Source organism: Mycobacterium sp. AT1, assembly GCF_002043095.1.
Classification (GTDB): Bacteria; Actinomycetota; Actinomycetes; order Mycobacteriales; family Mycobacteriaceae; genus Mycobacterium.
The window spans coordinates 21,572-36,865 of sequence record NZ_MVOC01000015.1 but is presented as its reverse complement, the minus strand read 5'-3'; the positions used below and the strand labels follow the sequence as shown (position 1 = coordinate 36,865).

At 67.0% G+C, this 15,294-nt stretch carries 16 protein-coding genes; 6 read left to right on the top strand and 10 right to left on the bottom strand.

What is annotated here, in order from left to right; genetic code table 11:
• Positions 1 to 8 precede the first annotated feature (8 nt).
• Positions 9 to 1,145 carry a ferredoxin reductase gene (locus tag B1790_RS08405; protein ID WP_079922761.1) on the top strand — a complete coding sequence of 379 codons (1,137 nt, stop codon included), beginning with the start codon at positions 9 to 11 and terminating at the stop codon, positions 1,143 to 1,145.
• 8 nt (positions 1,146 to 1,153) lie between these two features.
• Complete coding sequence (locus tag B1790_RS08400) at positions 1,154 to 2,389, top strand: fatty acid desaturase (protein WP_079922760.1); 1,236 nt, start codon at positions 1,154 to 1,156, stop codon at positions 2,387 to 2,389.
• A gap of 60 nt (positions 2,390 to 2,449) precedes the next feature.
• Here B1790_RS08400 and B1790_RS08395 read toward each other — a convergent pair whose 3' ends face one another.
• The 3 genes from B1790_RS08395 to B1790_RS08385 all read right to left on the bottom strand — a co-directional run bounded on the left by B1790_RS08395 (position 2,450) and on the right by B1790_RS08385 (position 4,780).
• Positions 2,450 to 2,731 carry a GlsB/YeaQ/YmgE family stress response membrane protein gene (locus tag B1790_RS08395; protein ID WP_079922759.1) on the bottom strand — a complete coding sequence of 94 codons (282 nt, stop codon included), beginning with the start codon at positions 2,729 to 2,731 and terminating at the stop codon, positions 2,450 to 2,452.
• Between the two features lie 128 nt (positions 2,732 to 2,859).
• Positions 2,860 to 3,612 carry an SDR family NAD(P)-dependent oxidoreductase gene (locus B1790_RS08390; RefSeq protein ID WP_369832313.1) on the bottom strand — a complete coding sequence of 251 codons (753 nt, stop codon included), beginning with the start codon at positions 3,610 to 3,612 and terminating at the stop codon, positions 2,860 to 2,862.
• 10 nt (positions 3,613 to 3,622) lie between these two features.
• On the bottom strand, positions 3,623 to 4,780 hold the full coding sequence (locus B1790_RS08385) for an acyl-CoA dehydrogenase family protein (protein WP_079922757.1): 1,158 nt from the start codon (positions 4,778 to 4,780) through the stop codon (positions 3,623 to 3,625).
• A gap of 101 nt (positions 4,781 to 4,881) precedes the next feature.
• Here B1790_RS08385 and B1790_RS08380 point away from each other — a divergent pair, with 101 nt between their 5' ends.
• Together B1790_RS08380 and B1790_RS08375 are read left to right on the top strand one after the other, a co-directional pair.
• A complete protein-coding gene (locus B1790_RS08380) occupies positions 4,882 to 5,271 on the top strand; it encodes a hypothetical protein (protein ID WP_079922756.1) in 390 nt (129 codons plus the stop codon).
• A gap of 12 nt (positions 5,272 to 5,283) precedes the next feature.
• The gene (locus B1790_RS08375; protein WP_079922755.1) at positions 5,284 to 6,594 is read left to right on the top strand and encodes an NtaA/DmoA family FMN-dependent monooxygenase; all 1,311 of its coding nucleotides are present in this window, start codon (positions 5,284 to 5,286) and stop codon (positions 6,592 to 6,594) included.
• Between the two features lie 5 nt (positions 6,595 to 6,599).
• Here the strand turns inward: B1790_RS08375 and B1790_RS08370 are convergent, their stop codons facing one another.
• From B1790_RS08370 to B1790_RS08345, 6 genes are all read right to left on the bottom strand, one after another.
• Positions 6,600 to 6,959, bottom strand: coding sequence for a hypothetical protein (locus tag B1790_RS08370; protein ID WP_079922754.1), 360 nt, complete (start codon positions 6,957 to 6,959; stop codon positions 6,600 to 6,602).
• A 58-nt stretch (positions 6,960 to 7,017) separates the two neighbouring features.
• Positions 7,018 to 7,845, bottom strand: a complete 828-nt coding sequence (locus B1790_RS08365; RefSeq protein WP_079922753.1) for an alpha/beta fold hydrolase — start codon at positions 7,843 to 7,845, stop codon at positions 7,018 to 7,020.
• Positions 7,838 to 8,440: a TetR/AcrR family transcriptional regulator gene (locus B1790_RS08360; protein ID WP_079922752.1), complete on the bottom strand. Its 603-nt coding sequence runs from the start codon at positions 8,438 to 8,440 to the stop codon at positions 7,838 to 7,840. Before B1790_RS08360 ends, B1790_RS08365 begins: the two co-directional genes overlap by 8 nt.
• Entirely contained in the window at positions 8,440 to 10,224 is a 1,785-nt protein-coding gene (locus B1790_RS08355) for an amidohydrolase family protein (RefSeq protein WP_079922751.1), read from the bottom strand. The genes B1790_RS08360 and B1790_RS08355 overlap by 1 nt, the downstream gene beginning before the upstream one ends.
• Positions 10,225 to 10,291: 67 nt before the next feature.
• A complete protein-coding gene (locus B1790_RS08350; RefSeq protein ID WP_079922750.1) occupies positions 10,292 to 11,458 on the bottom strand; it encodes an acyl-CoA desaturase in 1,167 nt (388 codons plus the stop codon).
• A gap of 18 nt (positions 11,459 to 11,476) precedes the next feature.
• Positions 11,477 to 12,562 (bottom strand): ferredoxin reductase, encoded by a 1,086-nt coding sequence (locus B1790_RS08345; protein ID WP_079922749.1) that lies wholly within the window; start codon positions 12,560 to 12,562, stop codon positions 11,477 to 11,479.
• Positions 12,563 to 12,647: 85 nt separating this feature from the next.
• Between B1790_RS08345 and B1790_RS08340 the strand changes: the two genes are divergently transcribed.
• Positions 12,648 to 13,856, top strand: coding sequence for a CdaR family transcriptional regulator (locus tag B1790_RS08340; RefSeq protein ID WP_233165014.1), 1,209 nt, complete (start codon positions 12,648 to 12,650; stop codon positions 13,854 to 13,856).
• Positions 13,853 to 14,440 (top strand): DUF998 domain-containing protein, encoded by a 588-nt coding sequence (locus B1790_RS08335; RefSeq protein WP_079922748.1) that lies wholly within the window; start codon positions 13,853 to 13,855, stop codon positions 14,438 to 14,440. The genes B1790_RS08340 and B1790_RS08335 overlap by 4 nt, the downstream gene beginning before the upstream one ends.
• Before the next feature lie 13 nt (positions 14,441 to 14,453).
• Here the strand turns inward: B1790_RS08335 and B1790_RS08330 are convergent, their stop codons facing one another.
• Positions 14,454 to 15,260, bottom strand: a complete 807-nt coding sequence (locus tag B1790_RS08330) for a cutinase family protein (RefSeq protein ID WP_079922747.1) — start codon at positions 15,258 to 15,260, stop codon at positions 14,454 to 14,456.
• Positions 15,261 to 15,294: the final 34 nt, after the last annotated feature.

Here is a 15,294-nt window from a genome sequence, read left to right as displayed (position 1 = left end):
GGTGCACGATGAGCCTGAACCTGCGCGACCTGGTCCGCTGGACCGAAAAGCCCGCTCGCAACGTGGAGGCGGGCACCGGATCGCCGACGAACCTGCTCCGCGGCCTCGCGGCGCGGGCGACGACACCGCTGCTGCCGGACGACTATCTGACGCTGCTCAATCCGCTGTGGTCGGCCCGTGAGCTCCGCGGCGAAGTCGTTGACGTGCAGAAGGAGACCGAAGACACCGCGACCGTGACCATCAGGCCGGGCTGGGGCTTCTCCGGTGAGTACCAACCTGGCCAGTACGTCGGCATCGGCCTGAGCATCGACGGCAAGTGGCACTGGCGGTCTTACTCGTTGACGTCGGTTCCGGTCCGGGACAAGAAACTCATCTCCATCACGGTCAAGGCCACGCCCGAGGGCTTCCTGTCGACTCACTTGGTGAACGGTGTGCAGCCCGGAACGATCGTTCGCTTGGCGTCACCCAAGGGCGACTTCGCGCTGCCGGATCCGCCGCCGGCGAAGATGTTGTTGGTGACCGCGGGCAGCGGGATCACCCCCGTCATGGCGATGTTGCGATCCATGAACCAGCGGGGGCAGACCTCCGACGTCGTCCACATCCACTCGGCGCCGTCGGCGCGGGACGTGATCTTTCACGACGAACTGCAGGAACTGAACCGAGGTGAGTGGCCGTACGAGCTGCTGCTCCAGCTGACCGAGGACATGGGTCACCTGGACTTCGAGGCCGAGCTCGACCGGCTGGTTCCGGATTGGAAGGAACGACCCACCTGGGCGTGCGGACCGCCCGCGATGCTCGACACGCTCGAGAAGGTCTGGGCCGACGGCGGCGTCCCGGAAGACCACCTGCACATGGAACGGTTCGTCATCGCGCGCACCGACAAGGGCGGCGAGGGTGGCACGGTGACCTTCGCGATCTCCGACAAGACGATCGAAGTCGACGGCGCCACCTCGCTGTTGGAGGCCGGCGAGAAGGTCGGCATCCAGATGCCGTTCGGCTGCCGGATGGGCATCTGCCAAACCTGTGTCCTGCCATTGGAATCCGGCCACGTCCGCGACTTTCGGTCGGGTAACGAACACGGCGAGGGCGATCGAATTCAGACGTGCATCTCCGCCGCATCCGGTGACTGCACCCTCAACATCTAGGAGTCGACATGGCCATCAGTGACATCAAGGAATACGCCCACCTCAGCCCCGAGGACGTCGAGGAGCTTGGCCGCGAACTCGACGCGATCAGGGCCGACATCGAGGAGTCGCGCGGAGCGCGCGACGCCCAGTACATCCGCAAGACCATCCAGTTGCAGCGAGGATTGGCCGCCTTCGGGCGAATCGCACTCTTCGCAAGCCGCGACAAGCTCGCGTGGACCGCGGGCACCGCCGCTCTCGCCACCGCGAAGATCATCGAGAACATGGAGTTGGGCCACAACATCACCCACGGGCAGTGGGATTGGATGAACGACCCGGAGATTCACTCCACCGAATGGGAGTGGGACACCACCTCGCCCACTCAGCACTGGAAGAAGTCGCACAACTTCATCCACCACAAGTACACCAACATCGTCGGCCTCGACGACGACATCGGTTACGGCATCATGCGTCTCACGCGCGATCAGCGCTGGGAGAAGTGGATGATCGGCAACCCGATCTACAACATCCTGCTTGGCACGCTCTTCGAGTGGGGCGTGGCGCTGCACGGGGTCGAGACGACCAAGTGGCGCAAGGGCGAGAAGTCGATGGCCGAGGTGCGCAAGGACCTCAAGATCATCGGCAAGAAGGTCGGCAAGCAGGTCGGCAAGGACTACGTCGTGTTCCCGGCGCTGACCGGGCCGGCGTGGAAGCACACCCTCGGCGCCAACGCGGTGGCGAACCTGATCCGCAACTACTGGTCCTACATGGTGATCTTCTGCGGCCACTTCCCGGACGGCGCAGAGAAGTTCACGCAGGAGGAGTACGAGAACGAGACGCAGGCCGAGTGGTACCTGCGTCAGATGCTCGGGTCGGCGAACTTCAAGGCCGGTCCGGTGATGGCGTTCATGAGCGGCAATCTCTGTTACCAGATCGAGCACCACATGTTCCCCGATCTGCCGAGCAACCGGTACGCGGAGATCTCCGAACGCGTTCAGGCGCTGTGTGAGAAGTACGACCTGCCGTATACGACCGGTCCGCTGTTGCGGCAGTACGGACAGTCGTTCTGGACGATCCTGAAACTCGCACTGCCCAACAGGTTCCTCAAGGGCACGCCCGACGACGCGCCGGAGACCAACTCCGAGTTGAAGTTCCGGATTCGTGGCGGCATGCGGGACACCTTCGGCATCGATCCGGAGACCGGCCGGCGGCGAGGACTGCGGACGGCGCTGCGGGAGATGCACAAGGACACGGTGGCGGCTTAGCCACGCAGACGACGATCGGCCCCGGCGACGCTGCCGGGGTCGATCGTCGTGTCGGGGTGACTACCGGGTGCGGGTGGTGCGGCGGTTGCCGACTCGGCTCCAGACCAGGATCACGATCACCGCGCCGATGATCGACCCGATGATGCCTGCGGGCTGCAGGAAGCCCTGTGCGGCGTCCTTGCCGAACAGCAGGTAGCCGAGGAAGCCGCCGACGAACGAGCCGACGATGCCGAGAACGATGGTCATGACGACGGACATGCTCTGCTTGCCGGGGATGAGCAGCCGGGCAACGGCTCCGGCGATGAGTCCGACGACGATGATGCTGACGATGAGTCCAAGCATGGTGTGAGCCTTTCCGATTGGCGCCCTGCGGCGCCCGTTACCGGGAGGTCGGGCGATTGCTCGACGCTGACACCAGTTCACTCCCCCTAGGGCTACTTCACTACACCCCTAGGGAGGTAATCCCGCCGCTAGGTGATGGTGACTCCGCCGTCGACGACGATCGTTTGCCCGGTGACGTAACCCGCGGCCGGTGACGCCAACCAGACCAGCGTCGCGGCCAGCTCCGCGGGGTCGCCCATCCGCGGCAGCACGAACCTGGCGCTCAACGACTCGAGATAGCCGGGCTTGTACTCGTCGGTCATCTCCGACTTGAAGAAACCCGGCGCAATGGCGTTGACCCGGATGCCCTTGCGAGATCCCCACTGCTGAGCCAGATCTCGCGTCAAACCCACGATTGCCGCCTTGCTCGCACTGTAGGCGGCCTGCGGGAGACCGGCGGTCGTCAGCCCGAGGATGCTGGAGATGTTGACGATCGAACTGCCCGGCTCCATGACCCTGCCGCAGGCCTGAGCCGCCCAGTACGAGCCGTGCAGGTTGACGTCGACGACGGCGCGGAACTCCTCGGGTGTCTCGCGGGTGGCGGGTACCGCCGTGCCGATACCCGCATTGTTCACCAACACGTCGACTCGGCCGAACTCGGCCATGGCACGGTCGACCATCGCCTGGCATTGCTCTGGATCGGTGACGTCGGTCTGAACCGCCATCGCCCGCCTGCCCGCCGCCGTCACCAAGTCGGCTGTGGCGCCCAGCTTTTCGGTACGCCTGGCGGCCAGCACCACGTCGGCCCCGGCCTGGGCGCACGCCTGCGCGAAGGCCACCCCGAGCCCCGACGATGCGCCGGTGACGATGGCGACCTTGCCTTCGAGGCTGAACATCTCCATCAGATTCACGTCAGAGTCCCATGTTCTTGGCGATGATCAACTTCATCACTTCGCTGGTGCCGCCGTAGATGCGGTTGACCCGGCTGTCGGCGTACAGCCGGGCGACGGGGTATTCGGTGATATAGCCGTAGCCGCCGTGCAATTGGAGGCAGCGGTCGATCACTCGGGATGCGATCTCGGTGCAGAACAGCTTGGCGGAAGCGGCGTCGGCGGCGGTCAGCTCGTCCCTGTCGATGGCCTCGAGCGCGCGGTCGACCACGGCCTCGCTCGCGTCGACGTCGGCCTGGCACGCGGCCAGTTCGAACTTGGTGTTCTGAAAGCTGGCGACCGGCTGGTTGAACACCGTGCGGTCCTGGGTGTACTTCTTGGCGAACTGCACCGCGGCCTTCGCCTGGGCATAGGCGTTGACTGCGATTCCGAGCCGCTCCCTCGGCAGATTGTTGCCGAGGTAGGAGAAGCCGCGGTTCTCCTCGCCGAGCAAATCCTCGACCGGCACCATGACGTCGGTGAAGTTCAGTTCGGCGGTGTCGGACACCTTCAACCCGAGCTTGTCGAGTTTGCGACCCACCGAATAGCCGGGAAGCGTCGTGTCGACGATCAGCAGGGACAGGCCGTGACGGCGGTCGTCCTCGCGCGGCGGTGCGGTGCGCGCCGCCACGATCATGCGGTCGGCGTGCACACCACCGGTGATGAACGTCTTGGCGCCGTTGAGCACGTAGTGCTTGCCGTCGTCGGTCAGCTTGGCGGTGGTGCGCATGCCAGCAAGGTCGGATCCCGTTCCCGGCTCGGTCATCGCGATGGCGAACATGAGGTCGCCGCTGACGAATCCGGGTAGCCAGCGTTGCTTCTGTTCCTCGGTGGCGTAGGCCTGGAGATAGGGAAGGCACAGGGTGACGTGTGCGCCGGAGGCTCCAAACGCCACCGCGGCGCGGTTGGTCTCCTCGGAAAGGACGGCCTGGAACTTGTAGGACTCGATGCCCGCCCCGCCGTACTCCTCTGCCACCTCGATGCCGAAGACGCCGAGCTCGCCAAGCTTGTTGTAGAACTCACGGGGCACGATGCCTTCGGCGCACCAGTCGTCGTACACCGGCACGACCTCGGATTCGATGAAGTCCCTGATGGTCTTCCGGAAGGCTTCGTGGTCGTCGTCGTAGACGGTTCTCAGCATGGTTGATTTCTACCCTCTCCGCCGTTCGCCGCCGAATCCGCCTGCCGATTTGATCGCGAGAAAGACCGTGCGACGTCGGCGTATGGCAGTAAACTTCGACTATGCAACCGTCGGTACCGATGAGTGGGGTCGGGGCTGGCGGCTGGGTGTTCACGGTCGCGTCGATCTTGACGGTTCTCGCCGCAGGCGTCGCGATGCGGACGGGTCGACGGCTACTCCGCAGATCCACTCCCGAGCTCGTCGTGCTGTTGAACCAGTCGGCGGCCTTCTACGGTCGCTGGCCGGAGGATCGGCTGGCGTCGGTCCCCGATGTCGAGCTGGCCGCCGAGCTCGACAGGTGTAGACGCGTGGTCGAGCTGTTGGAGGCGCGACAGGGCGTTGCGGCGGGCGCATCGCGTGGCGCAATCGACGGTCTGCAAGCGTGGATTGCGCTGCTGGGCAAGCGAATCGATCAACCGGCGAGCTTGCCCTCAGGCGCGGCATTCGCCTAGCGTCATGGCTCGATGAGCTTACGACCGCTGCACTTCAACGCCTTCGTCTGGCCCAACGGGTACCACGAATCTGCCTGGCGTCTCGCCGACGACGACGTCAGGAACGTGCTGGGGTTGCCGTATTACGCCGACATCGCCCGCACCGCCGAGCGTGGGTTGCTGGACTCGATCTTCCTTGCCGACAACATCGCGATCGCCGACTACCGCGCCACGCACCTTCCGCAGGTTCAGTTCGACCCGATCGCGGTGTTGTCGGCCCTGGCCGCGAGCACCGAGCACATCGGGCTGATCGGCACGGGTTCGACGACCTACAACGAGCCGTACGAGCTGGCTCGCCGGTTTGCCACGCTGGACCACCTCAGTGGTGGCCGCGCCGGCTGGAACATCGTCACGACCGTGACGCCCTTGGCCGCGGCCAACTTTGGGGAACGCAGCCATCCCGATCACGCCGACCGGTATGCGCGTGCCGACGAGTTCGTCGAGGTGGCCACCCGGCTGTGGGACAGCTGGGCCGACGACGCGATCGTCGGCGACCGCGACGGGGGTGTCTGGGCCGACCGCAGCAAACTGCGCGCGCCCCGCTTTCACGGGCGCTTCTACGACGTCGAGGGAGTCCAGCCGTTTCCCCGCTCGCCGCAGGGGCGCCCCGTCCTGGTCCTGGCCGGGCAATCGGGGGCCGGGGTTCGGTTGGCCGCCCGGCACGCCGAGATGGCGTTCTCCGGACCACCCTCGCTGGAGGCGGCGGTGGCGTTCCGCGCTGATTTGCACGCGCAGACCGCCGCCATCGGTCGTGATCCCGACCAGGTGCTGGTGCTGCCCGCCCTGATGGTGACTCTCGGCGGTACCGAAGCGGAGGCCCGGTCCCGGGCTCAACGGTTGGAGGACCTGGCCAGCAGCGAGTTTCGTTGGCAGAACGCGCTTTACACGGCCGGATTGGACCCCGACGGGTTCGATCCCGACGCCCCGCTCCCCGCGTCGCTGTGGGAGGTGCCGTCGCCGTCCACCCGGACCGACCAGCTCTTCGCTGCGGCCCGCGCCCGTCCCGATGCGCCGTTGCGGGAGGTGGCCCAAGAGGTCAGGGGCGGCGCCGGGCACACGCACTTCGTCGGTACCCCCGAGCAACTTGCCGGCTACATCGCCACGTGGCAGGACGCCGGGGCAGTCGACGGCTTCACCATCATGGGGTCGACGCTTCCGCACGAGTTGACGGCGTTCGTCGACCACGTCATACCGATTTTGCAGCGCTGCAACCGGTTTCGCACCGAGTACGCCGGCAGCACGCTGCGCGGGCATCTGGGGTTGTCGAGGCCCAGTGCCCCGTGACGGGGCTACAGCGGGATGACCGACTCGCTGTTGAGGAATCGCCACAACCGCCGGCATGCGGCACCGAACCGCCGCCGTGTCGGAGTGTGGGACAACGCGTCGATCAGTTCTTGGTCGACGATCACGTAGCCACCGTCCAGTCGGCGCCACCACCCGGTCAGGGTCAGCTCGATCGCGGCGATGGTGCTGACCCGGCCGTGGACCAGGGTGTCGAGGATTTCGTCGGAGACGTAGCTCGCGCCGGTGGTGTGGGCGAGGTGGTCGACCACCCGAACGTGAACCTCGAGGGACTCGGGCGAGAGAACCGCCCGCGTCTTGTCTGCGCGCAGCGCCTCGACCTCAAAGAACACCGACCTGTCGTCCATGTACACACTCTATCCGCAACACGGACGTAACACGGGCTTTACATGCGACGGGTGCCCCTCAACCGGCGACGCGGTCGACGATCAGGTCGTGCAGCAGGTCCGGTTGCTCCTCGGGAAGCCAATGCGAACCGTCGGTGATCTCGAAGCGGTAGGGGCCCGACACGTTGCGCGCGCACATCACGGCGCCGCGCCTGCCTAGCGCCGTGTCGCCGGCACTCCACACGTACGTCGTCGGCGCGGCGACCTTCCCTAGGTACCTCGGGCTCGCGAATGGCAACGCGCGATACCAGTTGACGGCGGACTGCAACGACCCGGAGTCGACGATCTCGGTGTGCACCGTGGCAATCTGTTCCGACGTCATCCCGGTCTTGCCGAGCATCCGGTCGATGAGCCGTGGCTGACGAAACATCCACTCCGGTAACCATGGAAGCTGGAACAGCCCGATGTAGTACGAGCGCAGGATCTGACTGCTGATGAGCATCGAGCCGAGGAATGCCCTCGGATGCGGCACCGAGACCGCCGTCAGAGTCCGGACCACGTCAGGCCGACCGGCGGCCGTCGACCACGCCACGCCCGCACCCCAGTCGTGGCCGACCAGGTGCACCGGGCCGCCCGTCGCCTCGGCGAGGGCCGCCACGTCGGAGACCAGCCGGCTCATCCGGTAGGCGCGACGGCCCCGCGGCCGGGCGGTGGGCGCGTAGCCGCGCTGGTCGAACGTCAACGTCCGGTATCCGCTGGCGTGCAGTCGCTCGCATACCGCGCCCCACGATCTGGACGTCTGCGGAAACCCGTGCAGCAGGACGACGACGTCACCGTCGACCGGTCCTTCGTCGGTGACGGCGAAGGTGAGGCCGTCGTTGGCGAACTCGTGAACTCGTTCAGTCATCGGTACTCGATTCGCCGGGGGCGAGCAGCGAGAGCAGCAGCGGGATGCGCCCCGCCTCGATCTCGGGCTGGGGAAGGACGTGGTGAATGATGGCCGCGCCGTCGAAGGAGTTGGTCAGCAGGGCGGCGATGGCCGCGACCGCCCCGTCGGGATACTGGTCGGCCATGGGAAGGGTGTGAGCGGTGTCGAAGATTCGCGAGCTGTACTCCTTCAGGACTTCCTGCAGTGTGCCCCTGAGCTTTTCGTCGGTGCGTGCCGCAATCAGCAGCTCGTACATCACCACGTTGGTGTCGTTGCGGGTGACGTCGCGCATCGCGTGCAGCACCCCCTCGAGAGCGGGTTGGGCCGTCGGGATCTCGGCGATCTTCTTGCCGAACAGGTCGAGCTGGCGGCGCATCACCTCCCGGGCCGTGGCGGCCATGAAGTCGCCCATGGTGTCGAAGTGGCGAAACAGCGCCCCGCCCGACAGTCCGGCCCGCTTGGTGATGACCGCCGCCGACGCCCTGGCGTAGCCGACGTCGACGATCTTGGCGATACTCGCGTCGAGCAGCCGAGCGACGGTCTCCTCGCGGCGTTCCCGTTGAGTCCTCGACATCAGGCGCGCACGGCGGTGGGACGGGACGTCTCCGCCGCGCGCAGGAAGCGACCGGACTTGCCGGTGACGCCGTAGCCGGGCCGGAATTCGCCGTTGCGGTAGACGATTTCGCCGTTGACGGCCGTGACCACCACGGCGGCGTCGTTGCGGTTGACCATGCGGCTCAGTCCGCCGTAGAACGACACCGGCGCTTCGTGATAACCGTCGACCGCGTCGTCGAGACCGGCCGGATCGATGACGACGAAGTTGGCGGCGTCGCCCTCGCGCAGCCGGCCTGCATCGACGCCGAACCAGTCGGCGACCTCCGCGGTCAGGCGGTGCACCGCGTATTCGACCGTCATGAAGGGCCGGCCCGCCCGCTCGGCGACCAGCGCGCGCTTGAGCAGTCGGAGCGCGTAGTTGTAGAAGGCCATGTTGCGAAGGTGTGCGCCGGCGTCGGAGAAGCCCATGTGGACCGTCGGCTCGGTGGCGAGCTTGTCGAGTTGGCGCTGGCGGTGGTTGGCGACGGTGGTTGTCCAGCGGACGTTGCGCTCGCCGTTGTCGACGAGCACGTCGAGGAAGGCGTCCAACGGATGAAGTCCACGCTCGTCGGCGATCCGTCCGAAGCTCTTGCCGATCAACGTCTCGTCGGGGCATTCGACGATGACCGCGTCGTGGAAGTCGCGATGCCACAGCGTCGGTCCGAGCTTGCGGCGGTCGAACTCGCGCCGGAACTCGCGGCGGTACTCGGCGTCGGCGAGCAGTTCGTTTCGCTGCAGCTGATCGCGTAGGTGCAGCGCCGCGGTACCGGCGCCGAACTCCTCGAACACCGGCAGGTCGATGCCGTCGGAGTACAGCTCGAACGGGACGGGAAGGTGCTGGAAGCGGACGCTGGCGCCCAGTACCCGGTTGAGCAGTCGGGTGCCAGGGCCGAACACGCTGACCGCCCCTGGCGCGGCCTTGGAGTCCGCGGAGACCAGCAGGCTCATCCGCACCCCGTGGCGACGGCCGAACATCCGGCTGCTGGACAGGAAGAACAGCAGCGCCGTCCACGGGCGGGCCACGTCGGGTGCGCTCTGTAACATTCTGTGCCGCTTGCGAAGTACGGCGATGAGTGCGCGGCGTTCCCGCCAGGTCGCGAAGGTCGACGGCAGCCCGCGGGACCGGTAGCGGTCGCCGTCGAGCTTGTCGATCGCCGAATCCATGCCGGACATGCCGAGTAGGCCGGCGTCGAGCGCCTCGGCGAGCTTGGTGGTCATGGCGTCGAGCTCCGCGGGCGTCGGCCGCGTGGCGTCGTCGGTGGCGCGGTCGAGGCCGAGCACGGAGGTGCGCAGGTCCGAATGGCCAAGCAGGGAGCTGACATTGGGGCCCAGCGGCAGGGCGTCGAGGGCGGCCACGTACTCGGCGGCGGTCGTCCAGGTCTTCTTGTCGTTCAGCGCGCCGAGGACGAACTCGCGCGGCACGGCCTCGACCCGGCTGAAGAGGTCGGCGGCGTCCTCGTTGTTCGCGTACACCGCAGACAGTGAGCAGTTGCCGAGCAGGACGGTCGTCACGCCGTGGCGGACGGACTCGCGTAGGCCCGGGTCGAGGAGCACCTCGGCGTCGTAGTGGGTGTGTACGTCGACGAAGCCAGGGACGACCCACTTGCCGTCGGCGTCGACGACGTCGGGACATCCCGTTTCGTCGAGCGGTTCGTCGGACACCGAGACGACGACGCCGCCACGAATGCCGAGGGTCTTCACCTGCGGCGGGGCACCCGTGCCGTCGAACCACGAGCCGTTGCGCACGATCACGTCATAGGGCATGTGACGCACACTACATAAGATTGCGAGTGGTCACAATCTTTCTTTAAATCGCGAGGGGGGAGGGGAGTTAGGCGGCCTTGAGCACCGGGCGCTCGGCGGCGGCGGTGGGCCGACGACGGCGCAACAGGTTGGTGACCTTGAAGTCGTTCGGCAGCGACAGCTTGAAGACCGTCTTCCAAGCCGAGCCAACTTGGCGCGGCAGCGAACCGGTGGTGTAGGTCAGGCCGTAGCGCTCGAACACGTCCTGGATCTTGGGCGCGATCTCCTGGTACCGATTGCTGGGCAGATCGGGGAACAGGTGATGTTCGATCTGGAACGACAGGTTGCCGGACATGAAGTGCAGCAACCGACTTCCGGAGATGTTGGCCGAGCCGAGCATCTGGCGCAAATACCACTCGCCGCGGGTCTCGCCGTCGATGGAGTTCTTCTCGAAGGTCTGCACGCCCTCGGGGAAGTGCCCGCACATGATCACCGAGTGCGTCCACACGTTGCGGACGAGGTTGGCCGTCAGATTCGCGGTCAGCGTGGGCAGGGCCGACGGGCCCGACAGCAGCGGGTGCAGCAGATAGTCGCGGGTGGCCTGCTTGCGGATCTTGGCGAGCACCCGCTTGGCCTTGCCCTTGAACTCCGCCTTGTCGGTGCGGCCCTTGAGGTACTTGCCGATCTGCAGGTCGTACGCCGCGATGCCGTATTCGAAGACGCAGGCGTTGATGAAGTTCCACAGCGGCTGCGCGAGGTAGAAGGGCACCCACTTCTGGTTCTCGTCGACGCGCATGATGCCGTAGCCGAGGTCGTGGTCCTTGCCGCGCACGTTGGTGTAGGTGTGGTGGACCTCGTTGTGCGAGTGCTTCCACATCTCGGCGGGTGAGGCGTTGTCCCACTCCCATGTGGTGGAGTGAATCTTGCTGTCGCGCATCCAGTCCCACTGGCCGTGCATGACGTTGTGGCCGATCTCCATGTTCTCGACGATCTTGGAGATCGACAGTCCGACGGTGCCGACGAACCAGGCGGGCGGGAACAGCGAGAACAGCAGGACGGCGCGGCTGCCCAATTCGAGCTTGCGCTGACCGTCGATCACCTTGCGGATGTAGGCGGCGTCGCGTTCGCCGCGGCTGGCGATGACCTGTTCGCGGATGGCGTCGAGCTCGCGGCCCAGGTTCTCGATGTCCTCGGCCGTGAGGTGTGCGGTGGTCGGGTTCTGCTCGACCTTAACGGTTTTGATTGCGGTGGTCATGATGCGCTCCCTAAGGGGTCAGAGATCGATGTCGCACGAGCCCGCGGCGGCAGAGACGCAGGTCTGGATTTGGACGTTGTCGCCGGGAGTGGCGGTGGTGACGTCGCCGGTACGCAGGTCGCGGACGGCGCCTTGACGCAGGGGCACCACGCAGCCAAAGCAGACGCCCATCCGGCAGCCCGACGGCATCAGGACGCCAGCGGCCTCGCCTGCGTCGAGAAGTGTTTCGGCACCGGTCGCCTCGACGACGGTGCCCGTCTTGGTGAAGCTGACCGAGCCGCCGTCGCCTGCGGTGATGACGGTGGGCCGGAACCGCTCGGTGTGCAGTCGATCGGAGATGCCGTCGGCTGCCCAGCGCATTTCGAGCGCGTCCAGCATTCCGGCGGGTCCGCATGCCCACGTCTGACGGTCGGCGAGGTCGTCGACCAGGTCGTCGAGCGTGGCGACGTCGAGCATCCCGTCGGTGTCGGTGTGCTTCTCCACCAAGCAGATTCGGCCTTCACGGGCCATCATGCGGAGTTCGCCGCCGAAGATGACGTCGTCGGCGGTGGGGGCGGAGTGCACGACCACGACGTCCGAGCTCGCGTCGGTCAGGTTGCGCAGCATTCCCATCGCCGGGGTCACGCCGCTGCCCGCGGTCAGGAACAGGATCTTCGGGGGCGGCTGGACACCGAGGGTGAAATCGCCTGCGGCCTGGTCGAGTTGGACGATCGTTCCGATGGTGGCGCGGCGGACGAGGTGATTGCTCACCTTTCCGTCCGGAATGGCCTTGACCGTCACGGCGATGGTGTCGTCGGTGGTCTTCGAGGTCAGCGAGTACGCCCGCCATTGGCGGACTCCGTCGACGTCGATCCCGATGCGCACGTACTGCCCCGGGGTGTGGCCCCGCCATCCGCGGCCGGGCTTGATGACCACGCTGACGGCGTCGCGCGTCTCGGGATTGATGGCGACGATGCGGCCGCGGAGGTCGGCGCTCGAGCGGAGGGGGTCGATGACGTCGAGGTAGTCGGCGGGCACTAGGGGTGTCGTCACGCGTTCGGCGAACCTGATGACCCGTGCCCGCAGCGCGCCGACGGTCGTCGGCCGGGGTGCTGTCGTCGTCATAGTCCTACTGTGGCTGAGAAGGAGGTATAAAGTCTTGGATGTCAGGCGTGAATGTTCACCATGAAATTGTTCGTAGGGAATAGTTTTGCCGGAATCATCGGGGGCTTCAGGCCCTGAGGGCCGCCTCACCAGCCTCGACCTGTCCGACGAGGTGGTCGAGGCCCTTCAAGCCGTCCTGCCGCGGATGGCGGAGAACACGGTGACCGCGGTGACGGTCGAGGTCCCCAGCTATGCGCGCGCCTTCAGCGGCCGCATGGGCCAGACCATCGAGAACGCCGTGCAGATGGCGCTCGGGGCATTCCTGCGGCTCGCCGTGCGATCACACGACTCCGATCCGAGTGCGACGCTCTCACCCGCGCTCGACGGGGCCTACGAACTCGGCCGTGGCGAGGCCCGGCAGGGCCGAACCATGGATGCGCTGCTCTCGGCGTACCGCGTCGGCGCCCGCGTCGCGTGGCGGGAGTTGTCGTCGACGGCCGTGGCCGCTGGACTGGCCGCCGAGACCGTGGCCCGCTTCGCGGAGTTGGTGTTCGCGTTCATCGACGAGCTGTCGGCAGCCAGCGTCGCAGGACACACCGACGAACTGGCGACCACGGGCAGGGTCCGCCAGCGATACCTCGACAGGCTGGCCAAGCAATTGCTCGCCGGGGAGACCGTCGAGACGTTGAAGGCCAGCGCCGAGGAGGCGGGCTGGCACCCACCGGAGACGTTGACGGCGGTCCTGGTGGCCGAGGCGCAGACCCGCGGACTGGCAGCCCGATTCGGACAGGCGACGTTGCAACTGAGTGAAGACCTGCCGGGAGTCGATCCCTCGGAGTCCCTTGCGGTGCTGCTCGTACCCGACCTGGACGGCAGGCACCGCGGGCAGCTGCGGTCGGCGCTGCAGGGCCGACGAGCCTTGGTCGGCCCGGCCCGACCGTGGGCGCTGGTGGAGTCGTCTTACCGACGTGCCCTGCGGGCCAGGCAGCTGCAGGTCGACGAGGAGATCGTCGACACCGAGGAGCATCTCGTCGAGTTGGTCCTCACCGCCGACCGCGAAGCCGTCGCCGACCTTCGCCGCCACGCCCTTGCGCCGCTGGCGGAACTGCGACCCAACACTGCCGAGAGACTGGCCGAGACGCTGCGGTCGTGGCTTCTGCACCAGGGCCAGCGCGAGGCGGTCGCGGCCGAGCTGTTCGTGCACCCGCAGACGGTCCGCTACCGCATGACCCAGCTGCGTGAGCTCTATGGGGACCGTCTCGACGACCCGCGGATGATCCTGGAACTGACAGTGGCCCTTGGTGTTTCGCCGTGACGGTCAGGATCGCCGGTGCGTGCTGGGCGGTGGCAGGCGTGGCGTACCTCGGGCTCGAGGCGATGGCCGCCGCGGGTCATCCGGGCTACCGGTATGCGACGAACTTCATCAGTGACCTCGGCAGGCCCGATTCGCCGCTGAGCCATCTGATGAACACGGCGTTCGTCGTGCAGGGCACGTTGTTCCTCGCGGCGGCGGTGGCATTGACGCGCGCGAACCGCGGGCGTAGCAGCGGTCTCTTCGTGGCGTGTGCGGCGGCCAACGCGGTCGGCAACGTCGTCGTCGCGTCGGTGCCGAGCGGCGGCGCGGGGATCGCCTGGGTGCACGTCTCGGCCGCGGCGGTGGCCATCGTCGGGGGCAACGCCGCCATCCTTGCCGGGCACCGACTAGTGAGCGAATCCCGGTGGTACCGGCTGACGTCCGTCGGGCTCGCGGCGCTGGGCTTCCTGGCCTTCGGCATGCTTTCCGTCGGGGCGGTCACCGCGTCGACCGTCGTCCTCCCCGGCGCGGTGTGGGAACGAGCCTGCGTCTACACCATCATCGGCTGGCAGCTGCTATCGGCAGCGCGGCTGCTTCGCCGCTGAAAGTCGTTGCGGCTCAAGCGGGCGCGACGACCGGGGGTCCCGGTGCTGGGCCCGGTGCAGGGACCGGGGCCGGGCCGGCGAGGGCATCGGGGGCCGGCGGTGGCGGCGGCGCAGCGGGGACGGTGTAGCCGAGCTTGCCGACGGCGTAGTCGGCAGCCTGGTCGACCAGCCCGTCGGGAACGTAGGCGTTGTGCAGGCCGAAGTCGCCACCGTCGGAGCAGATCGGATCTCCCGGCACGCACGAGTCAAGGGTCTTGCCCGCGTACTTCGGGCCGATGACGATTGCGGGTTCGTTGACGAAGCTCATGAAGCGCTCCGACGGCTTACCGAACAGAGTCACCGCGGCGACGTGGTCGGCGATGGCAGGCGGCAGGGGCCCCGTCACACCGGAGTCCGCGGCGCCCGGCGGGACGACGTCGGCGGTGACGAAGCCCGCGACGGCGGCGCCCTGGGAGAACCCGCCGAGCACGATCTTGGTCTTCGGGCAGTTCGTCGCGGTGGCCTGAATGTGGGCGGCGGCATCGTTGATTCCGTCGACGGCGCGCGGGAACTCAATGGTGGCAGGGTAATTCACCGCGTAGACGCTGACCGACTTGTTGCCGACCTTCGACTGCAGCGAGTCGACGAAGGCTTGTCCGACGTAGCCGACGCCCGCTGGCTCGCCGGTGCCGCGGGCGAATACCACCTCGACGTCGGGGCACACCGGGTTGGACGCGTTCGGCACGGGTTCGGCGGACGCGCCAGGAGCCGCGCCGCTCACCAAAGCCCACGTCAGAGTCGCCGCAACACCGAGAACTGGGGTGAGGGAGCGCAAGGTCATGCTGCTAGTTTGCCTAATTTTCGCGAACGCAAAC